The organism is Vibrio sp. 11-4(1) (assembly GCF_013048625.1).
Lineage (GTDB): Bacteria > Pseudomonadota > Gammaproteobacteria > Enterobacterales > Vibrionaceae > Vibrio > Vibrio diabolicus.
In genome coordinates, this window is sequence record NZ_VHSY01000002.1 from 343,479 (window position 1) to 369,348 (window position 25,870).

A 25,870-nucleotide genomic window follows, 5' to 3' on the forward strand; every position below is an offset into this window, starting at 1 on the left:
ACTATACATCGTATTTTCCAACATAACACTCAATTTTGATCACAGCGCGTACTTGTTGTTATCGCGCCAAATGTTTATCAAGATTATGAGAAAATCAGCATAACATGGCATGTACTGTCATGATAACCCCATACTTTTGAGAAAAATTCAGGAAGTTTCATCCACTAAAAAACCACCCATTGGGGTGGTTTTTATCAGAATTTAATAACCGGTGAGCTGCATAAAGCCCCAAGCCTCGTTGGAGCCTGAAGCTAAGGTAGGACCTTCCCAATACGGTATAACAAAAGGAAGCCACATATCTGATTTGATAATACGAGTGGTCAAGTTAATTTGATGCTTTGGAATATTAATAATCCACTGCAAAGGCAGCCTTCTTCCATTTGATAAACTGGTCACTTGCATTGGTTTAATACTGATATCATCTGAGAGATTGATGACTTTACCTGAGCGTGTGGACAAGGTGCCAAACACGTGCGGTGTTTGTCCATGGTGGCGATAGCGGCTGACTGTCAGTGCTCGACCATCATCTAAATTGAATACAAACCAATCCCAACCCTGTTGCCCTTCACCAATTAAGCCACTGCCCCACTCTTTCTGAGCCCAAGCAGAGCCAGCAACAGAGAAGCGTTTACCATTAATGTTCAAACTCCCTTTCACCTTTAAAAATGGCGCACTAAAACTGAAAGAGGCAACAGATTGCAACGCGTGTTTAACCTGAAAACCTTTGTCTCCATTCACAACAAAGGGGCCATTTGTCATAGTATTGAGATCTAAACCAAACGTATCGGTAGTCACATTCAAGTTTCCGGGGAAAGGCGTTGCACCAAGTGAACGCCACGTCCAATTATCAATCCATAACCTGAAAGGACGATTAGTCATGCCTGCTTGGCCTATCCCGCCTCTCGCTACACGTTGCTCTTTCCAGACGTGCGAACCATGGCTAACGACAACATGTGAAATGTACAGTTGAGGGTTTTGCCATCCGCTGGTTTCTCGCTCGTCCGTCGCGACCCTGAAGTAACTCCATTGAACATTGTATATTTTCCCTTGTTCATCTTTCAGTTTCGCAAAGTAGTTCCACCATTCATGTTGGTACTCGGGATGAAAGCGAAAATCTGACGGTAAAGAGACATGTTCGTCAGGTAATACAGGTTCGAAAATCGTTTGATTTTCACGCGTTAGAATAGAATTAAGCTCGCTTTCTTGTGTTGCTGTCGCTTCCAACCAAAAAGTTGAGTAAAAAGCAGCCCCGGTCAAAAAGGCAAACGTAATAACAATGATCGTTGAAACTAACAAGCGTTTTTTAGAGCCCACTTTTTTCATTACAACGCATCCCTTAATGACTTCATTGGCGTACTCTTAATCATTCTAATAACTGGCAATGCGCCAGCAATCATGATGGCAAGCATCGCCCAAGCAATAGTTTGAGCGTATTCCCAAGGGATCGTTTGAAGCTCCAGAGACCAGCCGAATGATTGCTTAATGATAATATCAACGATCAAGTGTGCAAGTGCCAGACCAAGTGGCACCGCAATAATCGCGGAAATGGCCCCGAAGACAAACAACTGCAAACCACCCAATGCGACAAGTTCCTTTCCGGATACACCCATACATCTCAGCAAAGAGAAGTGCCGCTGCCGCGACAACTCGCCCGCCAATGTCGCGAAGAATAAACCAAACACAGCAATAATCAGTGTGATGTTGCCCAAGGTTCCTGCAATAGCGAAGGTATGATCAAATACCCTCATTGCCTGACTATAAATATTACCATTATCAAACACACGGTCTTGCGGGAGGCGGAATACATTTTCTAAGCGATTTTTCAGACCCTCCCCATTAACGCTATCTTTTAACACTACACCAAGGCCAACATTGCCCGTCCCTGCAAATGCATACAGCCAATTCCGGTGCGACATCATCACCTGGCTATACGGGTTTCCATAATCGTAATAAACACCAACGACTTGCCAGTCTCCACCTAGTGGTTCCTGCAAGTTAATGAAGTCCCCTGGGCGAATATCCAGTTTTAAGGCCATCGATTCACTCACCATCAAGCTCTTGGTCGCGTGCAGTTGATACCAGTAATTCGGGACACCTAGTTTTACCGTCAGTGCATCTAGCTCACCTTCAGAAGAGCCTGTACTCACCACTTGCAAAGCACCATGTTCGGTTGGCATATCTTTTTCCCAACGCCACCAAACCGAGTTGACTTCTGGTTGGTTTTGCAGCCACGCACTCATCCGAGCTGCTGAGTTATTTGTCGGATAGATATAAATATCCGCTGCTAATCGCTGGTTGAGCCATTTATCGGTTGTATCCCTAAAACTGCCTACCATCGTTTCTACGCCGATATTTGCCGCCAGTGCCAACATAAACGCCATTGTTGCCACACCGCGATAACTCATGCTTGCAGCCGCATCGGCAAAAAACCAACGTACACGTACCCAACGCATGGTGTAAGAAAAGCTCTGGAACATATGCCACATAATAAATGGCATGAACAAGGCCACACTAACCAACATCAGCGCAATAATGGCAAAGCCAGTTTCTTGTGTTTTCGGTGCTTGATACACTGCGATTGCCGCGACACAAAACGCACACGCAGCAAGAGCCTGCCAAGAGAACTCACGCCCTGCAAATCGCATTAATGACAGTCGAGAAGATAGACGAATTGGCTGTGACTTCAACAAACGAATCAATGGCCACAAACACGATATTAATGCGCCCATCGCTGCCATGATCAGACTATATAAACTGGACTGCCAAGACCATCCTATTGTTAAGCCTACGTTGGCATCATACAAATCGCTCAGGCTCGATGAGACTGCAGGGATTAGCTCATTTGCCAAGGTCAAACCAAAAAAGTTACCACACGCCCACGCAATAAAGACGAGCAACGATAACTCTAACAACAATGCTTGAGCCAACTGCGTTCCGTTGACCCCCGTCTGTCTCAAAATACCCACCAAACGTTGTCGCTGAATAAATGACAAAGACATCGCTTGATAAAAAATAAACAACCCGACCAAAAATGACAGCATCCCCATCGCAGTGAGATTCATGTGGAATGCGTTAGTTAACGACTCAAGCTCCGTACGCGTATTCCTAACGAGCGTCATGCCATTGGGAAGCATGTTTTTCAGTGCTATTAGTTTTTCCTCTGGCATTTCACCACAAGAAATCGCAGACAAACCTGAGCTCCGCTTGAGCATACGCAGTAATGAGATGTCGGTAACCAGCCGAGTCCCAGAGAGCATTTTGTTTTTATCGACTTGAATTGGTCCGAGACGACTTCCGTCATTCATCTCAATAAAGTCCCCATCCTGCCAACTCATGTAAGCGGCCAAATCTTGACTAACTAGAATGGGATAAGGAGGTTTCATTAATGATAGAACGGGCATCTCACCCAAAGATTTGCCTTGCTGCAATGGAATCATCGCGACAGGATCAATCCCCACCAGCATCAAGCTCATGTCGGTTTTAGCATCTAGATGCAGCACGTCAAACGGCGCACATTGGTTAAACCCAGCTCGGCGCAACTGGATATAGAAACCTTGAGGAATTTTATTGGCAGAGTGTTTAGTTCGGATTCGGTATGGCAAAGGATTGGAGAAAAGCTTTTCTCCTGTCGCATAACTTTGTTTTGCATGCTGATTGATAGAAGTAACACCAACAAGAAGGGACACGCCTAAGGTTAACCCTAGCCAGACAAGAATAATTTGTAGTGGGTAACGACGGTAATGACCGAGTAGTGCCTTAACTACGGGCCATAACATGCAGTTGCCCTCCTTGAAGTCGAATCTTACCTTCCATATGGGCCGCCACTTTTTCACTGTGCGTCACTAACAGCAAAGTACACTCCAGTTGGCGAGCGAGACTCGTCAATAAGCGCATTACCGCTTCTGCGTTTCGCTCGTCTAGGCTACCAGTTGGCTCATCAGCGAGTAGGATTTTAGGTTCCATATAGAGTGCGCGAGCAATAGCAGCACGTTGTTGCTGACCACCAGATGCTTCTTCCGGGTAACGGCCTAGCAGAGGCATTAAATCCAGAGCAGAAAGAATTTGACGCCACAACTCTTTATCTTCTGGCAAACCTTTTAACTGACGACAAAAACGAATATTGTCGGCAATATTGAGCGTAGGAAGCAGGTTGAACTGTTGGAAGATATTACCAATATTGTTGCGGCGATAAAGGGTTCTCAAATGCTCTGGCGCATCATGCATGGCAAAATTTGGAAACTGAACTTCACCAGAGTCTGCAGTATCCAGTCCGGCAATTAAGTTCAGCAAAGTACTTTTACCCGAACCACTTTCTCCCATCAGAGCGACTTGGTCACCTTGCTGTAATGTTAATTCTGCCCCTTGTAATACAGGGTGAAATTCTCCCCCGTCTACATAGCCTTTACATAGGTCTGACAGTTTTAACATTGATTATGCCGCTCGGATGGTATTTAAAAATTGGGATCAGAATCTACACTAAAATCCTGTTAGTAGAAAGTATTTTGAATGCTTGATCACACTATGAGAGTACAAATGCAACTCGATTCACTTTCTGTTCCTAATTTTGTTGACGTATTGAGCAGATTTTTGCAGCTGCAGAAAGCTCTGTTTACCTCTATTGACCGATAAGGTTTTTCATCCATTTTCGGCTCACCATTCTTGGCAGACAAATCGTCCACTTCACAACTTCCTCGGTCAAAAAGAGTAAGTAAACCCATTGCGGCTCCCAACCGAGCTGAATCGCTGCAAATGCCGCGAGTGGAATCCCAATCACCCACTGCGCAAGAATGTCTTGATACAAACAAAACTTAACGTCGCCACCCGCACGTAATACCCCAACAATGACCATCATCGGCACCGAGCGTAATACGACACCTAAAGCAAGAATCACCATAAACTGTTCAGCTAACTGGCGAGTATCCGCTGTCAGTGCACTAAACGCATTAAGGATCCATTGATTGGACACTATCAATACAACTGCGACCACAAATGCGATAAACACATTCAAAATGACCGTAGCCCAAGCTTGGTAATACACAGGTTCAAAGTTTTTCGCGCCGAGTTGGTTACCCACTAAAACCGCAGCTGCATTCGATAGGCCAATCATCATAGCGAGAGCGATTGACTCAACAGGCGTCATCACCGACAACGCTGCCAAACCTTGCACACCCGCTTGTCCCATGATGGCATGGTAAGCGAACAATCCACCAGCCCATGCCAAAAAGTTAAATGTGGTCGGTAAGGAAAGGCTCAAGAAACGCGTTATTTTGTCTAAAACCAAACCTGCGCGTATATCATCCCAACCAAATGCAATTATGTGTTTCTTCAGCCATAAATAGCCAAATAGACAACCGACTTCGATAGCGCCACTGATAACCGTTGCAATGGCTGCCCCTGTAATCCCTAAAGCAGGAAAACCTAAGTGACCAAAAATTAACACCCAGTTGAGGAAAACATTAGACAGAATGCCTATACCACTAAAAAATGTGCTCAGCCCCGGTTGGTGCATCGCTCTCAAGCCCACCGACATACTAGCGACACACGCAACAGCAAACATGCTAACGGATGAAATAATTAGATAGCTGGCCCCTAACTCAATCACTTCTTGTGAGTCTGTAGTCAGTTTCATAACTGGCTGTGGGAAAATAACAAACAAAGCAACGGCAATGGCGGCAAACACCATGGCTATCATCCATGTTAAAGCGGTACTGCGACGTACCCCGACTTTATCGCCTGCCCCCCAATATTGTGCGGTCAGTAATGCACCACCCGTCGTCACCCCAACTAACATGATGGTAGTAACAAACGTCGCGCGCGCCGCTACCCCAACAGCGGCTATTTCAGCTTCACCAAGTTGGCCGAGCATAAGCACATCGACGAGGCTTCGGCTAGAAAACATCATGCTTTGCAGTGTAATTGGTAGCGCGATCGCGAATAAGCGACGTAAGAATGCTTTATCTGCATGTATTGAGAGTTGAGAGAGAAAAGTCACAAGCGCTCCAACGACAACTTATTGATAGAATGGGGAAAGTGTCTCATGATTATACTCTGTGGTGTTTATTCCACCAACGATTAAAAGGATAGATAATGAAAAAGGTGTTGGTGCTAGGCGCCTCGGGTTACATTGGTTCTCAACTTCTTCCGTTACTCTTAGACAAAGGTTACGCCGTCACGGCTGCGGCGCGACATATCGATTATTTGGAGTCAAGGACTCGGCCCCATCCTAATTTAAGGTTGCGGTATCTAGACCTAGCCGACGCAGAAGCCACGCTCGCTGTGGTGAACGATTTTGACTTGGTATTTTTCCTAGTGCACGGAATGGCACAAGGCGATGACTTTGTTGAATACGAACTAAACCTTGCTTTGAACTTTAAATACGCATTGGAGCAAAGCCGTGTCAAACATGTCATTTATTTAAGTGCCATCCAACCGCAAACCGGAAACTCGCGCCATTTAGCCGCTCGCAAAGCAACGGGCAAAATTATCCGACAGTCTGGCGTTCCAGTAACTGAATTGCGTGCTGGCGTCATCATTGGCCCCGGCTCCGCGGCTTTCGAGATCATGCGAGATTTTGTCTACAACTTACCTATTTTGATCGCGCCTAAATGGGTCGACTCAAAAGCCAACCCTATTGCCCTACCCAACCTCAATCACTATTTATTGCAGTTGGCCGAAGCATCACCCCCAGAAGAAAGCCAAATTTATGAAGTTGGTGGGCCAGATACACTCAGCTACCGCGAGCAGTTTAAAGTCATTTGCCGAATCACCAACAAGCCTTATCGGCTGTGGTCGACACCGTTGCTTACCCCCAAAATGGCATCGTACTGGCTCGGCTTGGTCACCTCTGTACCAGCAAACATCGGCAAAGCATTACTCGCGGGGTTAGAGCATGACTACATTGCCGATTCCAAAGCGATTGAAGCACGATTTCCGCAAACGCTGATCAGCTACGAGCAAGCGGTATCCGATACCATCCAAGATGAAGGCACGTTTGTGCGCAGTAATGTTTGGGGCTTTGAGCCAGCGGCACTTCGTCGATGGCAACCGGGGTATGGCTACTACCCTAAACAAGCCGGTGCGAGCATAAAAACTCAAGCCTCCGCTGCGGCATTATGGAAAGTGGCTCAAAAAATCGGGAGTCGTGAAAAAGGCTATTACTTTGCCAACATTTTGTGGCGCACACGCGAATGGCTCGACATCTTTTTTGGTGGCGGGAAACCGATTCGCGTTTCTCCTCTGGGGCCGGAACTCAAAGTCGGCGATTATATTGACTCTTGGAAAGTGATTCGCTGCGAGGAAGATCAGTTCCTCTCACTGTTTTTTGGGATGAAAGGCCCAGGGCTTGGACGTTTAGAGATTACCATCAAAGACCATGGTGATGAACGAGAACTGGATATCACCGCTTGGTGGCACCCACAGGGATTTCTCGGGCTACTTTACTGGTTTGCCATGATGCCAGCCCATCTATTCATATTCAAAGGCATGGTCAAAGCCATCGCGAAAGAAGCCGAAAGTATCAGTATTACTCCTCAGGAGGAACAGTCTCTGGAGAATATAGAGAAATAGGCAGGTGATGAGCAATCCCCGCATGGCAATCAATGCACGATTGCTCTCGACTTTCCATCATCTGATGTCGACGCGCAACGGTTCGTCCTTGCGCTTCGAAATCCATCTTGTCAACAGAATGGCAATATCGACACTGTTTTGATTTATTCTCGATAAACTGCTGTGTGACTTCAGCAGCCAACCTCGGACGATGCTCCGCCTCGAAGTTCTCTAACGTAATTTCTCCAGTCAGTTTGTGATAGATGTCGGCTGTAGCGCCGATTTTCAATGCGATTTTAGCAAAAAACTCCCTAGGGACATGGCAATCACTGCACGTAGCGGCAACCACACCCTGAGCATTTTTGAAGTGTGGAGATGCTTGGTACTCCTCAACTATCGTATCCATCCCAATATGGCAACTGTAACAAAACTCGTTGCGATTGGTGTAATCCATACCAACGTGAAAAACACTGAGGGCCGCCCCACCAAGGATAAACGCCAATAAGCCACCAATTGGTATGCCGAGCATCCATTTTCTGTTTGGTTTACGCCATAAACTCATTGGTGTTCATCCCAAAGCAGCGCTAGCGATAACTCGCATAGTATTCTACGAGCGCGTTTAAATCATCGGCACTAAGCCCTTTGAACGCCTCATCCATTTTTTTATCAACGGAGCGTTTGCCTTGCTTAAACTGTTGCAACGTAGTGGCGAGATAGCCCTTCTGCTGACCAGCTAAAATCGAAGCTTCATCCAGAGCGTTACTGCCACCATCCGAATGACAGTTCTCGCAACTTTTCGCGTGGATAGCCTTACCTTTCATCGCTAACGCTTGATCAAAAGACTGCTTAGCTGGCACAAACTCGAGCCCAGCATAATGTTTTGCTAACTCTTCAATCTGCGCCTCAGATAAAGATTTAACTATCGACACCATGTCGCCTTTTTTGCTCGTGTCTCCGTAAGCGTGACTAACAGAATTTGCAGGCCTACCTTCTAGGTAACGTAGCATCTGGTCAAAAAAATTGAATTCGGGAATCCCTGCGATGGTAGGAATATTCGTGTCGGAACTAACACCGTCTGGCCCATGACAGGCTTCACATTCGTATTGTGAAATTAGCTCACTTGGTGATGCTAAACTGTGGGAAACCAAAGCAGAACTGATGGCTAACACTGAGGAAATTTTTAGTGAGAGTTTAATTATCTGGTGCATATTAGACTGACTCCGTAGTAATTATCTTTATTAATCAAAACCAGACAGCGAATAAACGATAAGAAAATCAATTTATAAACGCGACTTAAAACCAACGATATCCAAGATAAAAATATTAAGCCGCAACTATTTAAAGTAGCGTAGTTCAATACCCTTACTTTTTCTGCGCCGACCTCTTAAATCGCAGAAAATCCAACCCAAACAATTGATTTAAAATGATAATAAATTCAACCCCCAAATTCACACACAAAAATAGCGGTTTATTTTAATAATATTTCATATTGCGTCTATACTCTTACAAGCCATGTATTTCGATTTATTCAAGCGATGTAAATATGGATATTTTTCTTTTGTCTTGAATATAAAATTAATATTTCAATCAATCGTTTATTGGAATATTCAACCATTCCCATGCATTCCCACTTACTTTAGGACGAATCGAGAGGGACTATGAACGGTTTAAAGTCGATCGCTACATTAATATTGTTTATTTTACTGCTCACCGGATGTGGTCCAGACAGCAAAAACGATCAGAATACACCACCACCTGCACTTGGTGATTTCGAGATCAGTGTTTCCAAGCCATCATTGGTCACTCAAGAAACCGGAGAAACCAAACTGGTGGTCAATTTTACCGTCAAAGACGCCAGTGGCAGACCTCATGAGCTAGACGAAACGAGAGATTTTCGCATCGCACTTCTTAAAGCAATGCCCTCTCGTGTCGATACACAAAACTCGAGCGATCCAGCCTTTGCCTTCAATGGGCGTCATGGAAACACTTATTGGAAGAGTTTCCATCACTCAAGCAACACCGTAAATAACCGTGCAAGCATGGAGAGTGTTTGGGATGGAACATTAGTAAAAACAGACGAGGGATATCGCTACACGTTTGCCATTCCTGACGTTTTGAAAGTGTCCGATCCTTATACTGCCGACTCTTCTAGCAACAATGGTTTTATCGCTTGGGATGCGAATAAACTCCACCGAATCGTCATGGCGTATGGCGAGCAAGGCAACGGTTTCACCCACGTGTTTGAATGGGTGCCGCAAGAAAGTTCAGATGCAGTAGTCTCCCGCAACGTGATTGAAACAGGCACCTGTGAAAACTGTCATATGGGCGAACCGCTTCATCATGGACCGGGCTATCGCTCAATTAATAACAACATTGCCGTTTGTACCGCTTGCCACAATGACAGTAACCCAGGCGCCGCGCCAGCCAGACGCCCTCTCGCAGCCGTTGTTCATCAATACCACGGTAATGTTTTCAAATTAGGTAGCGACAGAAATAACACCGACACCTACAAACAGCCTGTCGACGAGAATGACGCGCTCGTTACCGACATCAATGGTTTAGTCATTGAAGGCAACCCTTTCCCGCAAGATGCCCGCAACTGTACAACCTGCCATTCAACCGATGTTGCGAAAGCATCAGACGCCAACAATTGGTTTGAAAACCCAAGTCAAGTTGCCTGTGAGACCTGTCACTTGTACCGAGACAGAGGCGCGCATGATAACCAAATCGGTACGGCTTGGGTAAGAAACGGCGAACCACAAAACTCCTGCTCTGGCTGTCACCGACCTTATGACCGAGACGACAATGGCGCTCCAATCATCGGCCAAGACGCGAGCCGAAGTGCTAAAACGGTTCACGTAATGCGTTTAGAGAATCTTGCAAAAGCGCGTGATTCGCTTGAAATCAACGTTGAAAGCGCGCGATTTATTGATGACCAGTTTGAGGTTGAACTAAGAGTGTCGCAAGCAGGCACAGGTATTGGATCCATCAAAGAACTGACCCCTTTCATTAATGAACATGGGCACCTCAATTTGTTGCTGAACTGGGATAACGGCCAAGGCCCGATGGTTGCAAACAACAGTCTCTACGTCGCCGATGATGGCGCACTTGGTGACGGCTGTGAGGCTCAAGGAGAAGGCCTATTCTTGTGTCATAAAGACTTCACTGACGCTGCGATTAAGCCAATCGCCAACTCTACGTTGACGGTTAACATCGCCGACATGCCACTTTGCGCTAACCGTAGAGATGGCGAGCTCGCCGAATGCGTCACGTTTGAAGGCATCGATCTTATCAAATCGCCTTTCGTCATTGCCGCCAATAACGCATCCGGCTCGTTTGATGTGTCTGGTATCAACAAGCAACACAAACTGCCAGTGGGCGCGGACATTTCATCGTGTAACGATTGTCACAAAGAGCTGACTATCCATAAGCTTGGTGAGCATCCACATGCCGCCACCGACTTCCAACAATGTAAAAATTGCCATAACTCTGAACGTTCTGCGTTTTATCCTGGGATGGCAGCTGATCTAAAGTACCACGTGCACTCATTCCACGCCTTTGGCTCCGCTCATAGCGGTGAAGCGCCTTTCCCTGGCGCAGTCAACAACTGTGAGGCCTGCCATACCAATGCTCAATACAACTTACCTAGCCAACAAAATACGCGCCCTTCTCTTGCGAGTGGTAAGTACTTTAGTCCTGCATTAGTCGCCTGTGGCGCGTGTCACTTAGAGTCATCTTTAGCTAATGCTGACCCGGATAGTGTGGCAGGAGATGCGACTCTAAACCATATGCTGAATCACGGCGCGGTATTTGGAGCAGACACAGCAGCACAAGCCATGGGCTCCGAGCAATGTGCAACTTGCCATGCCATTGGTCAGTCACAAGGGGTAGATAAGGTTCACAAGGTATACGACTACCGTTGAATTCGTCATTGAACACAATGCTTTGACAACTAAGGATAAGAAAAGGAAGAGCTATGAAAGCAATGTTTCTGCGGTGGTTGGTAGCTGGGATACTTGGGTTAGGCGTCATCTTCACCGTCAGTTCGGAAGATGTCGCCAAGCCAGAACCCGAAGCGGCGACGTTAACTCAAGAAGAAATTGAAACCATATTAGACACCAAGTTTTCCGAGGGGAAATATTCACGCCGCGGGCCAGATGGCTGCCTTCGTTGCCATGACGATACATCAGATAAACCTGCAACGGGTATTTTCGACAACATTCATGGCAAGTCCGCAAACCTGCATGGGCCAATGAATGATAAACAGTGTGAAGCATGCCATGGCCCAGCGAACAATCACGAGCGCAATCCGCGAAAAGGACAAGTTCGCGAGCCAATGATCACTTTTGGACCAAACTCCCCTGTTCCAGCCGAAAAGCAAAACAGCGTGTGTTTATCTTGTCACCAAGATGCGAAACGCTCGACTTGGCATAGTAGCGAGCACGCTTTTGAAGGGCTTTCTTGTGCAAGCTGTCACCAACTGCATCAAAAAGACGATCCGATGATGGTTGCCGAAATGCAAGCAGACAAATGCACCGATTGTCACTCCCGCACCAAATCGGATATCCACAAACGCAGTCGTCATCCTATTATCGACGGCGTCATGACTTGTTCTAGCTGCCACAATCCACATCAGACATTAAATGAAGCAAGCCTGAACTGGTCAACCGTCAATAACGCTTGTTACGAGTGTCATGCGGAAAAACGCGGCCCATTTTTATGGGAGCATGAGCCAGTAACTGAAGATTGCACATCCTGCCACACACCTCATGGTTCAGTGAACAAAGCCCTGCTCAATAAACGGCTGCCAATGCTTTGTCAGGAATGTCACCGTGTGCCACATGCAAACGTAGCCATTCCTGAAAACGACTTGAGAGTGCGCGGCGGAAGTTGTTTGAACTGCCACAATCAAGTGCATGGCTCTAACCACCCACGTGGTCAAACATTAAGTTATTAGGAGGGAGGCATGAAACTATCTCAACTGTGCATCGCTATTTCCCTTGCTTTTGCTGTGCAAGCGCACGCCAACGATTATTCGTTACAACGTTCTCAACCAGCCGACACTAGCCGCTGGCAGTGCAGTGAATGCAGCAGCGACGGCACATGGAGTGGAGAAGTCAGCGCGGGCGTAGGTTACCTTAACAACGACGGTTCCTCTCGATTCTATAATTGGAATCCGCCCGTTTACGGTACAAACTCTGACAACAAACACTTTAACGCGAGCCTAAAAGCCGATATCGAACAATATGAAGACGACGGGTTCTACAATCGAATCGTCGTCGAAGATCTTGGTTTGCAACGCTTCTTACTGCAGTGGGAAATGGGCCAGTACGACGGATTACGTATCCTCGGCAGTTACAGTGAAACTCCGTATTTCTGGAATCAGTCCTCACTCAGTGCGTATCATCCAAGAGAAGATGCACTCGTTAGTGGTGACCTATCGAAATATGAAAACTCAGTGACGCGAGAGACGTTTAAGTTAGAACTCAAGTACACACCACATACGCCATGGAAGCCATATGCATCCATGAAGCACGAACGTAAAGAAGACACAACTTCGCTCTATTCATCGACCATTCCGGGTTACGCCAACGCGCCGGGATTCATACCCAAAGCCGTCGATCATGAAACCTTAAATACTCAAGTAGGAGTGAGCTACATTGAAGATTTGTGGCTGGTGGATATTGCGTATCGCGGCTCATTTTTCCGCAATGAAAAGTCCGCACTCTATTACGGCGGTGTTACTAACCCTTACGCCAACCACCTTGCGTATGAGCCTGACAACGACTTTCACCAATTTGCTGTCACGGGGAATTATCGGTTGAATCAACAAACGTTCAGTGGCCGCTTACTTTGGTCACAGACGTCTTCTGAAGGCGGGTTAAATCCATTCCCGCAGTCCCCCGTTAACTCCAATACATTCCATGGCGAAACTAACACTTGGCAAATGAGCGCGGATTACCACAACAAACTTTCGCGAGACACTGCTTTCGCCATTTCTGCGGACTATTCAGATAAAGACGATAACTCCGATAGAAACACCATCATCGGATCGACGAGAGAAAAATACGACCACACCAAAACCAAACTGGAAGCAACACTCAAGCATCGTGTTACTTCTGATGTAAAAGTGAATACGGGTTACCATTTTAGACAAGATGAGCGAAGCTATGCCGACCGAAAACGTACCGATGAACAACGCGTTTTTGTTGGGGCCCAGTACCGACCAAATAGACCGTGGCAATTAGGCGGTAAAGTCTCCTACTCTTTTCGCGATGGCTCTGATTGGCAGGACGACAGCAGCGACTCGCCTAATTTGCGCCAATACTATTTAGCCGATAAAGAGAGGATTGAGCTCCGTGGCGACGGCGGCTATGACGTAACAAACGATGTCCAGTTACTTGCTGAGCTTTGGTACGGAAACGACGACTATGTTAAACCCGATATAGGTTTAAGCGAAGGAGAAGATTACGGCTACGATATCAGCGTCAACTTCAATTTACTCGACGGACTAAACGGGCATGTTTTTTACAATCAACAGGTCATCCGCTCCGAGCAACAACAAGCAAACTCTGACGTTGTCGGTTGGAATCGCTACACCACCAAACTCAAAGATGACATCACAACCATTGGCTTTGGTGTGAGTAAGGAGCAGCTACTAGACGACAAACTTTCTATCTCGTTTGATTACAGCTACAGCCAAGCTGATGGAAAATCTTCAACCACATCTGGTGGCTACCAATATCCCGATAACGAGGCGAACTCGTACCGATTTGAGGTCATCGCTGACTATGAAGTATCTGAAAATCAAAACGTGCAGCTTAACCTCCGTTATGAAGACTACTCAGAAGAGGATTACTTGTTTAACAACGAAACCGGAACGATGGGCGACGTTTTGCAAAGCTATGAAGGTCTGTATGGCGGCGTCTATTGGAAATATCGCTTTTAAGCACAGTGTGACGTAACAAAAAAGCATCAGACGTTTAAGCGCCTGATGCTTTCGTATTTCAATTCTACTGCTGTGAGAAGTTGATTAAGCTTGGAAGCTCAAAGGAATCTCAGCCAATTGGTTACCTTCGTTTGCAGGGAAGATAAGGTACTCGCCGTGGTATTTCACCATCGATTTGTAGTCCGTCACTTTATGCACCATAAAGCCCGCTTGCGCTGCTTTCTCAACAAACTCAGCATGGTTGCCACGCACAAACCAGCTCATTGGTTTAACGAGCAACTCGCCGTCGAAGCAGCTTTCGCATTGGTCTGCACATAGTGCCAAAGAATTTTGACCTTCCGTGAAGATTTGGATTTTGCCACAACCAACAAGTTGCTCAGACGTTGATACTTCCCAGCCAGCTTGCTCCATCAAATCAAGAAATGATTCAATATCGGAGTCTTTTATCACTTTGGACTCTTCACCTTCAGGAAAAAACTGAGCGTAAAAAGCGGAAATACGCTTGAAGATAAACAACAAACCAGCGTCATTACCCTTTGAACGACCCGCTTTTTGCCAACGTGTTAAGTCATCGCCTACGGCTCGACCGAAACGCTGAGATTTAAGTGCTTTGGTAACCCAGCGCACTAAATAATGGTTATTCGCAACAGGGGCATTGGCTAACTTACCTGAGCGATGCTCTTGATCTAACTCTTCAAGTGCTGAGTTAACTAAGTTTTGAATTTCTTTGGTGTAATTCGACATTACGCCTTTCTTCCTAAAGTCCAATAAAACAGTGCTGAAAGCACAGAACAAGCAAACATCACAATGATCATCGGCCACGCCACATTACCTGGTAGTGATGCCACCAGCGCGCCAACCAATGAGCCGATACCGAATCTTAACGTCCCCGCCAGAGACGAAGCTGTACCCGCCATTGATGGGTAGCCACTTAAAAGCAGCGCCATCGCGTTACTACCTATCGTCGACAATGTACCGATAAACAGCACAACAAAAGGTACGATACCCCATAATCCGAAGTCCATTAACCAACTTACGAATAAACCAATCCCCGCCAAAAGTTGCACGAACAACCCAAAACGAAGCATGGCATGAGAGCCAACTTTCTTCACCAAGCGACCATTAATACTGGTCATGATGATCATCGCAACAATGTTCAAACCAAATAAATAACCAAAGTGGTCTGGTCGAACACCATATAAATCAATATAAACAAACGAACCCGCGGTCAGAAATGCAAACATTCCGGAAAATGAAAACGCTCCAGAAAGCATCAAACCTATCGCTTCAGGGTTGGAGCATAATCTGGCGTAGTTTCTCATCGTAGTGCGAAAACGAAGCGGCTGACGATTTTCTGGTTTCAACGTCTCTGGGATTTTCCAAAGTACCAGTAGAATTACCACCACAGCGAAAATGGCTAACACCCAAAAGATCGAACGCCAACCAAACCAGATAGCTAGGTGACCACCTATCATAGGCGCGACCAAGGGTGCCATGGTGATAACTAAAGTGACGAAGGACATTGCACGGGCAAAGTCTTCACGGTCAAACATGTCACGCACGACGGCTTGGATAATGACCGCCGCTGCCGCGCCAGCAAAACCTTGTGCTGTTCGCACATAAGTCAATGCATCGATGCCGTTTGTGGTCGCACTCACTACCGCCGCTAATCCAAAGAAAAGCACACCCAAAATCAGTACAGGTCTACGGCCAAAACTATCGGCAAGCGGCCCATGAATTAACTGGCCAATCGCAAAACCTGCCGTATAAGCCGTCAACGTAATCTGAACCGCGCCAGGCGCGACCCCCAAATCTTTCGCAATTGTCGGCATTGCAGGCAGATACATGTCGATCGCCAAAGGCGTCAAAGCACCAATCGCTCCTAATACAAGAAACAATAGAAAACTGATTTGGGATTGCGGAGCGCTTTGAGCTTTTTCTGTCATTCTTTTACCTCTTGTTGGAGCCCTTTCGTCAATACTTGCAGAACAAAGTGAAAATAACGGACGGTTCTCATATCGCTGATACCTAGAAGCCAAAGGCCTGTTCTATCAACGTTCGAGAATCATAAGGGCAAATATGTACCAAGGTGTGACCTTGACGAACTCGACATAGAAAAGCGTGTGAAAGCGAAGTGTGTTTATGGGAAATAAACACAATGCAGTAAAAATGATGGAATTGATTCCACCATTTATTCACCACAGCCGAATGCTTTGCAATAAGAGTATGCATGGCTCAGCTAAATGCAAAGGCATATCACTCAGATGAGTAAGCACACCGGAATTGTCTAGGCACTAATTTTGGTAGGAAAATTAATTTTGAGCCAATTCCTACCAAAAAACTAGTTCCAATTGGGAACTAAAGAATTTCCCATGCCGATAATTAATTCCAAATAGAATCAATTTCTTCCTGCGTGAGGTAGCGATAATCACCAGGTTCTAGTGCCTCATCGAGTTCAATCGAACCAATACGCTCACGATGTAAGTACTCAACTTTATTTCCTAACGCCGCAAACATGCGTTTCACTTGGTGATACTTACCTTCCACAATAGTTAACAATACTTCATTCTCTGCCTCGTTCACGATCTCCAAACGAGCAGGTAATGTTGCTTCTGATTCATTGCGCAAAATGATGCCTTGTTCGAGCTTTTCCGCGTAATCAGGCTGAATCGCATCGACAAGCCAAACACGGTACGTTTTCTCACACTTATGCTTCGGTGAGGTAATGCGGTGAGACCACTTACCATCATCCGTAATCAACACCAAACCGGTTGTGTCGACGTCTAATCGGCCCGCAAAGTGAAGGTTTTCAATTTTAGGCTCATCGAGCAATGCGAATGCAGTTTGGTTGTAGCCATCTTCATGTGAACAAACAAAGTCAGCAGGCTTGTACAACATAATGTAACGAGGGCCAGGAGCACCAATAACACGGTCTTCCCACATTACTTCCGCACCTTCAGGTACTTTAAATGCACCACTTTTTTGAACCTCACCGTCAACGGTGATGTCACCACTTTTGATGATCTTTGTTGCCTGTTTGCGTGTTGCACCCAGAGCGTCACACAAATATTTATCTAAACGCATGAATACCTCATTGAATTATACCCAAGTAACCTCCAAATCTCGGTTTAAAGGTCACTTGGGTATAAAAGTCAGGTATTATAGCGTTCCTCGTTCGAATAGTTGAGCAATTTCACATATTTTCATGTACACACTTCGCCCTTATCAAGCTGACTCGGTTAAAGCAGTCATTCATTATTTTCGTAAACACTCGACACCAGCAGTGATCGTACTGCCTACTGGTGCCGGAAAAAGCTTGGTGATCGCAGAGCTTGCTCGCCTTGCGAAAGGGAGAGTGTTAGTCCTCGCTCACGTTAAAGAGCTAGTCGAGCAAAACCACGCGAAGTATGAAGGTTATGGTTTAAAAGGTTCCATCTTCTCAGCAGGATTGGGGCGAAAAGAAACTGACCAGCAAGTCGTGTTTGCTTCGGTTCAATCGGTGGTGCGTAACTTAGATTCGTTCAAAAATCAGTTTTCTCTGCTCGTTATTGATGAGTGCCATCGTGTGCCGGATGACAAAAACAGCAGCTACCAAAAAGTTATTACTCACTTACGAGAACTGAACCCAGGCATTAAGGTGCTGGGACTAACTGCAACGCCCTATCGTTTAGGAATGGGCTGGATTTATCAGTATCACACCCGAGGTCAAGTACGCACCGAAGAGCCTCGATTCTTCCGCGATTGTATTTTCGAACTGCCGATCCGTTACTTGCTCGACGAAAACTTCCTCACTCCGGCACGAATGATGGACGCGCCTGTTTTGTCTTACGACTTCTCGCAACTGAAACCCGCAAACACCGGACGCTACAAAGAAGCAGAAATGGACATGGTGATCGATAAAGCCAAACGTGCGACTCCGCAAATTGTTGAGCAAATCATGCAATATGCGAGAGAACGTCAAGGTGTCATGATCTTCGCCGCGACTGTCCGACACGCACAAGAGATCCACAGTTTACTGCCTGAAGGCGAAACTGAAATCGTCATTGGTGATACACCTACGCCGGAGCGCGATGCGATCATCCAAGCGTTCAAGAATCGTCAAATAAAATATTTGGTCAATGTTTCGGTACTGACTACCGGGTTTGATGCGCCGCATGTCGATTTAATCGCGATTTTGCGACCAACAGAGTCAGTCAGTCTATACCAGCAGATTGTAGGGCGAGGATTACGCTTATCAGACGGAAAATCAGAATGTTTAGTGCTTGATTACGCAGGCAACAGCTACGATTTATACCAACCTGAAGTCGGTGATCCCAAACCAAACTCTGACAGTGAAATTATCACGATTCCCTGCCCGGCTTGCGGATTCAATAACAACTTCTGGGGTAAGTTGGATAATAACGGTTTCTTGGTTGAACACTTTGGCAGACGTTGCCAAGGTTACTTTGAAGATGAAGACACAGGCGAGCGTGAACACTGTGGATACCGTTTTCGTGCCAAATACTGTGGTGAGTGTGGTGCCGACAACGATATCGCTGCGCGCATTTGTCATGAGTGTGACGCAACGCTTGTTGATCCAGATAAAAAATTAAAAGAAGCCCTTAATCTGAAAGATGCATTGATATTTGAATGCACAGAAATGGACCTGTCAGTATTCAAGTCCAGTGATGGTAAATCTCAACTCAAGGTGACGTATTCTGGTGAACCATACCAAGGAGAAGGCAATGCGTTAGTTCATGAGTTTTGGTCATTGAGTACCAAAAAACAAAAACAAACGTTTAAAGACCAATTTGTGCGCCCTCACTTGGCAGACAAGCATCGCCCTTTTGAAGAGGCTTCACCGACACGTGTTGTTGCCAATCAACATCGTTTCCGTTTGCCTCAGTTTGTTATTGCAAGGAAATCCGGTCGCTTTTGGAAATTGCGAGACAAAATTTTTGAAGACGAGTTGAAATAACGTCTGCAACATTTAGTAAAACTGAACTCGATGATTCACTCTCTGTTCATCTATATCCGATATACTGCGGCTAACGTTCTAGAAAAGGTTTGACTATGTATAAAGCAACGACTTCTCAACATTCTGCGTTACTTTTCGGCCTTATCACGACATTGATGTGTGCACCAAGTTTCGCCAAGCATGACGACTACTATGCATCACAAAATGGTCACGCCATCGTGCAAGATGTCGAAAAGCCTGGAACACGTATTGAATTCGATGAAGATCAAGATGAGGTCTATCGCGCGGTTCAACAAGGATATATACGACCATTTTCGGACCTTTACGCCGCAGTAGAAAACGACCTATACGGCCGCATCATCAAGGTCGAACTTGAAGAAGATGATGATGCTTGGGTTTATGAATTGAAAATCCTGTACAACAATAGCGTCTTGAAAGTTGAGTATGACGCCGCCACGCTGGAAATGCTTGAGATCAAAGGTCGCAGCTTTAACAAAGCGTTAAAGCCACAAAACAACTAAACTGGTCTAATGCGTAATCCCGACACAATGCGTAGCTTACTTCGATAACACTCCAAACATAATAAGAATCACCAATATGAAAATACTTGTCGTTGAAGATGACCCTCGTTTAGGCGAGCAAATCATCGAAACATTAGAAAGTACCGGCTGGGTACCAGAATTATCTCAAGATGGCATAGACGCTCTGTATCGCGCGACATCGGAAGAATGGGACGCTATTGTTCTTGATCTAGGACTGCCGAAATTGGATGGCCTTACCGTGCTAAAAGGCATTCGAGATGAAAACATCAATACCCCTGTCGTTATCCTGAGTGCTCGCGATACCCTAACGCAGCGAGTTGAAGGTCTAAACGCAGGTGCAGACGATTACCTAACTAAGCCGTTTGAAATGGTTGAGCTTATCGCTCGTATTCGCGCGCAACTGCGAAGAGCATCAGGTAACGCCTCTCCTGTGATGCAAATTGGCGACTTGAGCTTGGATACGCGCACTTCTAAAGTAATGTGGCAAGGGCAAGCAGTAAGCTTAACGGCGCTGGAGTATAAAGTGGTCGCTTACTTTATGCATAACCCAGAAAAAGTAATTTCTCGCACCGAACTCGTCGAGCACATTTACAAACAAGACTTTGATCGTGACTCCAACACAATCGAAGTTTTTATCGGCCGAATTCGCAAAAAAATCGCGCCAAAGATCATCAAAACTGTCCGAGGGTTGGGATACCAATTAAATGCCGAATAAGAACAGGCTACCGTTGAACGCAATAAAACGACTGAGTATCAAAAGTCGCCTCGTTTTAGCGGCGATCGTTTGGTTGACGGCAATGATCCTCGCAGCTGGTGTGACGATACCGACCCAAGTGTACAACTATATGGTTGACGACACTCGCTCACAGCTGAGCATTTTTATGGATGAAATCGCCGCTCAGTTAGAAGTCGATGAGACTGGGCACCTCTCACTCGCTGCTCTGCTCTCAGATCCTCGATTTAACCGACCTTACAGTGGTTTATATTGGAGTGCCTCTACTGAGACGAGTCTCGAGCGTTCTCGTTCTTTGTGGGACAAAAAAATCGAATACAAAGGTCTGGATAACGATGCTTACGGCGCGAGAGGCGAAAAGCTGATTACCATAGAAAAAGCTCTGTACTTACCAGATTACGATGGGCCTATCCATATCATTATTGGTATTGACGAAGAGCCTATCAAAAGCACCCTGCAAACGCTAATCGGGCAACTCTGGCTTATTTTAGGCTTATTATTCGCAGGGGTTCTTGCCGTCATTTTGCTGCAAATTGCATGGTCATTGAGTCCGCTTACGAAGTTACAAAAAGAGTTGGCCGAGCTGAAGTCTGGTAACAAAAAGAGTCTAGAAGAAACCTATCCGAAAGAGATTTCTCCTCTTATCTTCGACCTCAACGCTCTGCTTTTCCATTACCAGGAGTTGTTAGAACGAGCTAGGAATCATGCAGGCAATCTCTCACATGCGCTAAAAACCCCACTTTCTGTCCTAAAAAATGAAGTACAGACGTTAGAACCTGATACGCAATCCCGTCTGCGTACTCCGATCAATCAAATACAAGATCATATCGATTACCATCTGGGCCGTGCTCGCATGGCGGGGTCTATGAATATTTTATCAGTGAAATCGAACCCAGCAGAGCGTGTAGATGCTATATCAATGGCGTTTGATAAAGTGTATGCGAGCCGAGATATCTCCTTAATTAATGAACTTGATTCAGAGCTGAATGTAGCGGTAGAGCAGACCGATCTCGACGAAATGCTGGGTAACTTGCTTGAAAATGCCTATAAGTGGGCCAACAACATGATTCGTGTGCACTCCTCTCAGGATAAAGACAATATACACATCATCATTGAAGATGACGGACCAGGTATCCCTAAAGAGAAACTGAGTCAAGTAATCAAGAGAGGCGTTAGATTGGATGAAGCGACCCCTGGGTCAGGTCTTGGTCTAAATATAGTCAGTGAAATGGCACACAGTTACCGAGGTCAATTAACACTGGAAGCGAGCGCTTTAGGTGGCTTAAAAGCATCTTTAGTCTTGCATCTCAGCCGAACATAAAGCATATAACGCATAAACTTTGTTCTTCGGACCATGATTAGTAAACCGATGAAAATGAAGCCGATGTGAACAAAATCCAAGCAAAGCGTTAAAAGGGATAGCCTTACACCCAGATAAATCATACCTTTTTGTTGATTTGGGGACGATTTGGGTTGCCCATTTATAAGTGGAATGATAGTATCCGCGCTCGCTTGAACAGTTCCTGTTTCAAGCTTTACCACGAACAACAAGGTCGCATTGTTGATTGTGAACATTTGATTTTTACTAATTTGAGAGTAAATACTATGAAATTCGAAGCAGTAGTACGTACTGAACTAGGTAAAGGTGCGAGCCGCCGCCTACGTCACGCTGGCAAATTCCCTGCAGTTGTATACGGCGGTGAAGAAGCAGCAGTAGCTATCGTTCTTAACCACGACGAGATCGTAAACCAAATGGACAAGCCTGAATTCTACGAAGGCCTAGTTCTAGTTATCGATGGCAAAGAAGTTAAAGTTAAGCCACAAGACGTTCAACGTCACGCGTTCAAGCCAAAAGTTGAACACATGGACTTCATCCGTATCTAATTCCCTACCAAGGAATTAATCGGATTAAATCCAAACCTTTTGCATTAAAGATAATCGGACTTACCAACCGAGACATCTAAAAAATTTCAAAACCCCGGAGTCTTACCACCTCCGGGGTTTTACTATATGTGGCATATAACAATTGATTTATGAACGGGCAACGTACTTCACTAAAGTGAGATCCGTCAGCGTCATACAGTCTATGATTTCCGTCTCTTCCTCTCCAGTACGTACAAAACCACACTTCTTGTAAAAGTTAAGCCCCTGTTTATTGGTATCCAGTGCTTTCAGGCTTATCTGCATAACGGGCGTAGAGAGTAGACGCGTTTCTAGTTCATCTAACAATGCACTCCCTGCCCCTTGCCCATAATGCAAAGGAGAGACATAGCAACATGTTACCCACGCCGTTTTATCTTCACAGGTGTGGTTAGGTAGTTCGTAACTTAAAAAGCCGACGATTTCCCCTTGTCTCTCAACGACGATCAATTGGGCCAGTTGCTCAGTCATGACTCGCGTCCACATCCTTTCTCGGCGCTCAATCGTAAACTGATCGATGTAGCTCTGTGGCATTAACCCTTTGTATGCTACCTGCCACGAATCAACATGTATCTTGGCGATTTGAGTTGCTTCCTCTCTGACTGCGTTCCTTACTGTGTATCTCATTACTATCCTTTCTTAAAATTCACCACTTACAAATTCTTTCAACCCTACTCTTTAAATCGAAGCTCAAAGCGAGCAGCCACAGATGCAACGCTTTACATTACTCCATTTCATTTTCATTAATTCAATGATAGTGCACATCGTAATATCCGAAGAAAACGCCTCGTTATTTACGTTTCACTTTCGCTCATTAGATTGAATCTATTTGTTTTAACATCCGGGTATCGAAAGCGGGATAAACACGGTAAGGTATCGAATAAGAATAAATAAACGATATCTAAGGCATAAGATTTCTAAACGGTCGCAATTATAGTACAGAGAGAAATACCCTTTCTGGTTGTATTAAACAGAGTAAGCCAAGATCAAACGAGTTTGGGTTTTACAGTGATCATTTTATATACAAAACATTTCCCTCATCATCAGAGCGAAAATTTATAACGATTTGTGTCATAGCTGCTAAGAAAAACATGAACTTGGCAAAATAATCACCAAAATCAGCGCTATACTTCGCAAAAATGCGCATTGATTCACACAAACCACATTCATTCAATTGGCCACTTCACAAAATAGCCCCCTCCCTCTAATTTCAATATACTAAAAACTATTTCTGTTTAATTGGAGACGTAGTTTGCAGGCTTATTAATTCATGTCTCCGATAGAAGTATAAATAAGAGATAGATCACTAAAGTTTCACATTAATTCCGTATATTTCACGCCGTAACAATAACAAAATCACAAAGAAAGGATCCCTTATGAAGTTTTCCAAATCTCTTTTGGTAATGGCAGTGGGCGCTGCGCTAGCAGGATGCGGCTCAGACAGCGATAATTCTCCAGTAACCTGCGAGACTGAAGATTCTTGTACTAAGTTCACCGTTCTCCACACTAACGATAACCACGGTCGCTTTTGGCATAACAGCGACGGCGAATATGGCATGGCTGCGCGTCACACTTTAATCGAATCTATTCGCGCAGAAGTCGAAGCAAAAGGCGGTGAAACCATTCTGCTATCTGGCGGTGATATTAATACCGGCGTACCAGAATCAGACATGCAAGATGCGGTTCCAGACTTCGTAGGGATGAACCTACTTGGTTACGATGCAATGGCTGTCGGTAACCACGAGTTTGATAACTCACTAGATATTCTCGATATGCAAGCTGAGCTAGCTGACTTCCCTATGCTGGCTGCGAATATCTATAAGAAAGATACCAATGAGCGTTACTTCGACCCTTACAAAGTATTTACTATCAACGGCCTTAAGATCGCTGTTATTGGTCTAACCACCCAGGACACGGCGAAGCTAGTTAATCCAGACAACGTATCAAACATCCACTTCGAAGACCCTCAAGTTGAAATCAAAAAAGTACTTAAGGAAATCGAAGAAAACGAAAAAGTAGACCTAGTATTTGCAACGACGCACATGGGTCACTACCAAGATGGTAATAATGGTAGTGAAGCACCAGGGGACGTGAAGCTCGCTCGCTCTCTCGAAGAGGGACAACTAGACGCTATCATCGGTGGTCACTCACAAAACCCAGTGTGTATGGAGCCAGGTACCAATGAGTATGCTGATTTCAAACCTGGTGATGATTGCGCGCCAGACCAACAAAAAGGCACTTGGATTATGCAAGCGCATGAGTGGGGTAAATATGTGGGTCGTGCGGACTTCGAATATTACGACGGCAAGCTTCACTTAGCGAACTACGCACTGATTCCTGTAAACCTTCTGGACGACAACGATGAAGTGATCGGTGAACGCATTCAACAAGATGCGACGGTAAAAGCGTTACTACTGCCATACCAACAGCAAGGTCAAGAGTTATTAGATGAGAAGATTTCTAATACAACGGGTAAGTTAGAAGGTGATCGTAACGTAGTTCGCTCTCAACAAACTAACCTAGGTCATCTACTGGGCGAGGCATACCGTACTTACAAAACGGTAGGTGCTGACTTTGGTGTGATGAACTCTGGCGGTGTGCGTGATTCAATCCAAGATGGTGACATCACTTACCGTGATGTACTTACAGTCCAGCCGTTCGGTAACTTCGTGACTAAAGCGACAATGACAGGTCAAGAAGTAAAAGAGTACCTTGATGTCGTAGCAACGAAATCTGCAGGCTCTGGTGCTTACGCTCAACTGGATAACATCACTTTAGATGTAGATTGTGATGCTGGCTCAGTAACCATTACCGACATTAACGATAAAGGCTTCGATCTAGACGCAACGTACACATTCTCTGTAATCAGCTTCAGTGCTGCTGGTGGCGATAACTATCCAATCATCGATGTTCAATCCACCCAGCTAACCGATGCATACGTTTTACGTGAGTTCTTCGTAAATAACCCACAGATCTCTGCGGATAGCTACAACAAGAACTTAGAAAACATCAAGTACTTCAGTAACGGTCAAGCTGTGAAAGGTTGCCCAGCAACTAATAGCTAAAACACCTTACACTCTGACGCGAAGAGCTTTTAGAAGTTGTTCCGTCAGAGCCTCCCTAAAAACCGAAGCGTGACGCTTCGGTTTTTTTATTTTCGTTAAAGTGCTGAAAATTATCGCCCTTCATAAAGTGTTCAAAAATTATTCATTTGTGTTGTTGAC

The 25,870-nt window shown here is 45.4% G+C and carries 20 protein-coding genes; 10 read left to right on the forward strand and 10 right to left on the reverse strand.

Going from position 1 to position 25,870, the window contains the following annotated elements:
• Positions 1–201: 201 nt before the first annotated feature.
• The 4 genes from FKN16_RS04995 to FKN16_RS05010 form a co-directional block, all read right to left on the reverse strand.
• Complete coding sequence (locus FKN16_RS04995) at positions 202–1,323, reverse strand: lipocalin-like domain-containing protein (protein WP_170902134.1); 1,122 nt, start codon at positions 1,321–1,323, stop codon at positions 202–204.
• Positions 1,323–3,776, reverse strand: a complete 2,454-nt coding sequence (locus FKN16_RS05000) for an ABC transporter permease (protein ID WP_170902135.1) — start codon at positions 3,774–3,776, stop codon at positions 1,323–1,325. The genes FKN16_RS04995 and FKN16_RS05000 overlap by 1 nt, the downstream gene beginning before the upstream one ends.
• On the reverse strand, positions 3,757–4,428 hold the full coding sequence (locus tag FKN16_RS05005; RefSeq protein ID WP_005393230.1) for an ABC transporter ATP-binding protein: 672 nt from the start codon (positions 4,426–4,428) through the stop codon (positions 3,757–3,759). Before FKN16_RS05005 ends, FKN16_RS05000 begins: the two co-directional genes overlap by 20 nt.
• Positions 4,429–4,615: 187 nt before the next feature.
• Entirely contained in the window at positions 4,616–5,992 is a 1,377-nt protein-coding gene (locus tag FKN16_RS05010; RefSeq protein WP_170902136.1) for an MATE family efflux transporter, read from the reverse strand.
• 95 nt (positions 5,993–6,087) lie between these two features.
• On the opposite strand from FKN16_RS05010, the gene FKN16_RS05015 reads away from it, so the two are divergent.
• A complete protein-coding gene (locus FKN16_RS05015) occupies positions 6,088–7,566 on the forward strand; it encodes a DUF2867 domain-containing protein (RefSeq protein WP_170902137.1) in 1,479 nt (492 codons plus the stop codon).
• Here the strand turns inward: FKN16_RS05015 and FKN16_RS05020 are convergent.
• Both FKN16_RS05020 and FKN16_RS05025 read right to left on the reverse strand, forming a co-directional pair.
• On the reverse strand, positions 7,523–8,107 hold the full coding sequence (locus FKN16_RS05020; RefSeq protein ID WP_170902138.1) for a NapC/NirT family cytochrome c: 585 nt from the start codon (positions 8,105–8,107) through the stop codon (positions 7,523–7,525). The two genes, FKN16_RS05015 and FKN16_RS05020, sit on opposite strands and share 44 nt — an antisense overlap.
• Before the next feature lie 22 nt (positions 8,108–8,129).
• Positions 8,130–8,753: a c-type cytochrome gene (locus FKN16_RS05025; protein WP_170902139.1), complete on the reverse strand. Its 624-nt coding sequence runs from the start codon at positions 8,751–8,753 to the stop codon at positions 8,130–8,132.
• Between the two features lie 450 nt (positions 8,754–9,203).
• On the opposite strand from FKN16_RS05025, the gene FKN16_RS05030 reads away from it, so the two are divergent.
• Genes FKN16_RS05030 through FKN16_RS05040 form a run of 3 tightly spaced genes read left to right on the forward strand, consistent with a single transcriptional unit; the run spans position 9,204 to position 14,494 of the window.
• Complete coding sequence (locus FKN16_RS05030) at positions 9,204–11,468, forward strand: OmcA/MtrC family decaheme c-type cytochrome (RefSeq protein WP_170902140.1); 2,265 nt, start codon at positions 9,204–9,206, stop codon at positions 11,466–11,468.
• A gap of 53 nt (positions 11,469–11,521) precedes the next feature.
• A complete protein-coding gene (locus FKN16_RS05035; RefSeq protein WP_015296565.1) occupies positions 11,522–12,502 on the forward strand; it encodes a DmsE family decaheme c-type cytochrome in 981 nt (326 codons plus the stop codon).
• A 9-nt stretch (positions 12,503–12,511) separates the two neighbouring features.
• On the forward strand, positions 12,512–14,494 hold the full coding sequence (locus tag FKN16_RS05040; RefSeq protein ID WP_170902141.1) for an MtrB/PioB family decaheme-associated outer membrane protein: 1,983 nt from the start codon (positions 12,512–12,514) through the stop codon (positions 14,492–14,494).
• 84 nt (positions 14,495–14,578) lie between these two features.
• On the opposite strand, the gene FKN16_RS05045 is transcribed toward FKN16_RS05040, so the two are convergent.
• The 3 genes from FKN16_RS05045 to rsuA form a co-directional block, all read right to left on the reverse strand.
• Positions 14,579–15,238: a DUF2913 family protein gene (locus FKN16_RS05045; RefSeq protein ID WP_046874809.1), complete on the reverse strand. Its 660-nt coding sequence runs from the start codon at positions 15,236–15,238 to the stop codon at positions 14,579–14,581.
• Positions 15,238–16,440: a Bcr/CflA family multidrug efflux MFS transporter gene (locus FKN16_RS05050; RefSeq protein ID WP_005393240.1), complete on the reverse strand. Its 1,203-nt coding sequence runs from the start codon at positions 16,438–16,440 to the stop codon at positions 15,238–15,240. Before FKN16_RS05050 ends, FKN16_RS05045 begins: the two co-directional genes overlap by 1 nt.
• A gap of 436 nt (positions 16,441–16,876) precedes the next feature.
• A complete protein-coding gene (gene rsuA, locus FKN16_RS05055; RefSeq protein ID WP_033905117.1) occupies positions 16,877–17,578 on the reverse strand; it encodes a 16S rRNA pseudouridine(516) synthase RsuA in 702 nt (233 codons plus the stop codon).
• Between the two features lie 121 nt (positions 17,579–17,699).
• Between rsuA and FKN16_RS05060 the strand changes: the two genes are divergently transcribed.
• From FKN16_RS05060 to rplY, 5 genes are all read left to right on the forward strand, one after another.
• Positions 17,700–19,451: a DEAD/DEAH box helicase gene (locus tag FKN16_RS05060; RefSeq protein WP_170902142.1), complete on the forward strand. Its 1,752-nt coding sequence runs from the start codon at positions 17,700–17,702 to the stop codon at positions 19,449–19,451.
• A 95-nt stretch (positions 19,452–19,546) separates the two neighbouring features.
• Positions 19,547–19,972 (forward strand): PepSY domain-containing protein, encoded by a 426-nt coding sequence (locus tag FKN16_RS05065; RefSeq protein WP_012841930.1) that lies wholly within the window; start codon positions 19,547–19,549, stop codon positions 19,970–19,972.
• A 76-nt stretch (positions 19,973–20,048) separates the two neighbouring features.
• Entirely contained in the window at positions 20,049–20,708 is a 660-nt protein-coding gene (locus tag FKN16_RS05070; RefSeq protein ID WP_005378073.1) for a response regulator transcription factor, read from the forward strand.
• On the forward strand, positions 20,698–22,047 hold the full coding sequence (locus FKN16_RS05075) for an ATP-binding protein (protein ID WP_041852971.1): 1,350 nt from the start codon (positions 20,698–20,700) through the stop codon (positions 22,045–22,047). Before FKN16_RS05070 ends, FKN16_RS05075 begins: the two co-directional genes overlap by 11 nt.
• Positions 22,048–22,331: 284 nt before the next feature.
• Positions 22,332–22,610: a 50S ribosomal protein L25 gene (gene rplY / locus FKN16_RS05080; RefSeq protein ID WP_047008623.1), complete on the forward strand. Its 279-nt coding sequence runs from the start codon at positions 22,332–22,334 to the stop codon at positions 22,608–22,610.
• A 147-nt stretch (positions 22,611–22,757) separates the two neighbouring features.
• Here the strand turns inward: rplY and FKN16_RS05085 are convergent, their stop codons facing one another.
• Positions 22,758–23,273, reverse strand: coding sequence for a GNAT family N-acetyltransferase (locus FKN16_RS05085; RefSeq protein ID WP_065645330.1), 516 nt, complete (start codon positions 23,271–23,273; stop codon positions 22,758–22,760).
• A 749-nt stretch (positions 23,274–24,022) separates the two neighbouring features.
• Between FKN16_RS05085 and ushA the strand changes: the two genes are divergently transcribed.
• Positions 24,023–25,711, forward strand: a complete 1,689-nt coding sequence (gene ushA / locus FKN16_RS05090; protein WP_170902143.1) for a bifunctional UDP-sugar hydrolase/5'-nucleotidase UshA — start codon at positions 24,023–24,025, stop codon at positions 25,709–25,711.
• The last annotated feature ends 159 nt before the right edge of the window (positions 25,712–25,870 follow it).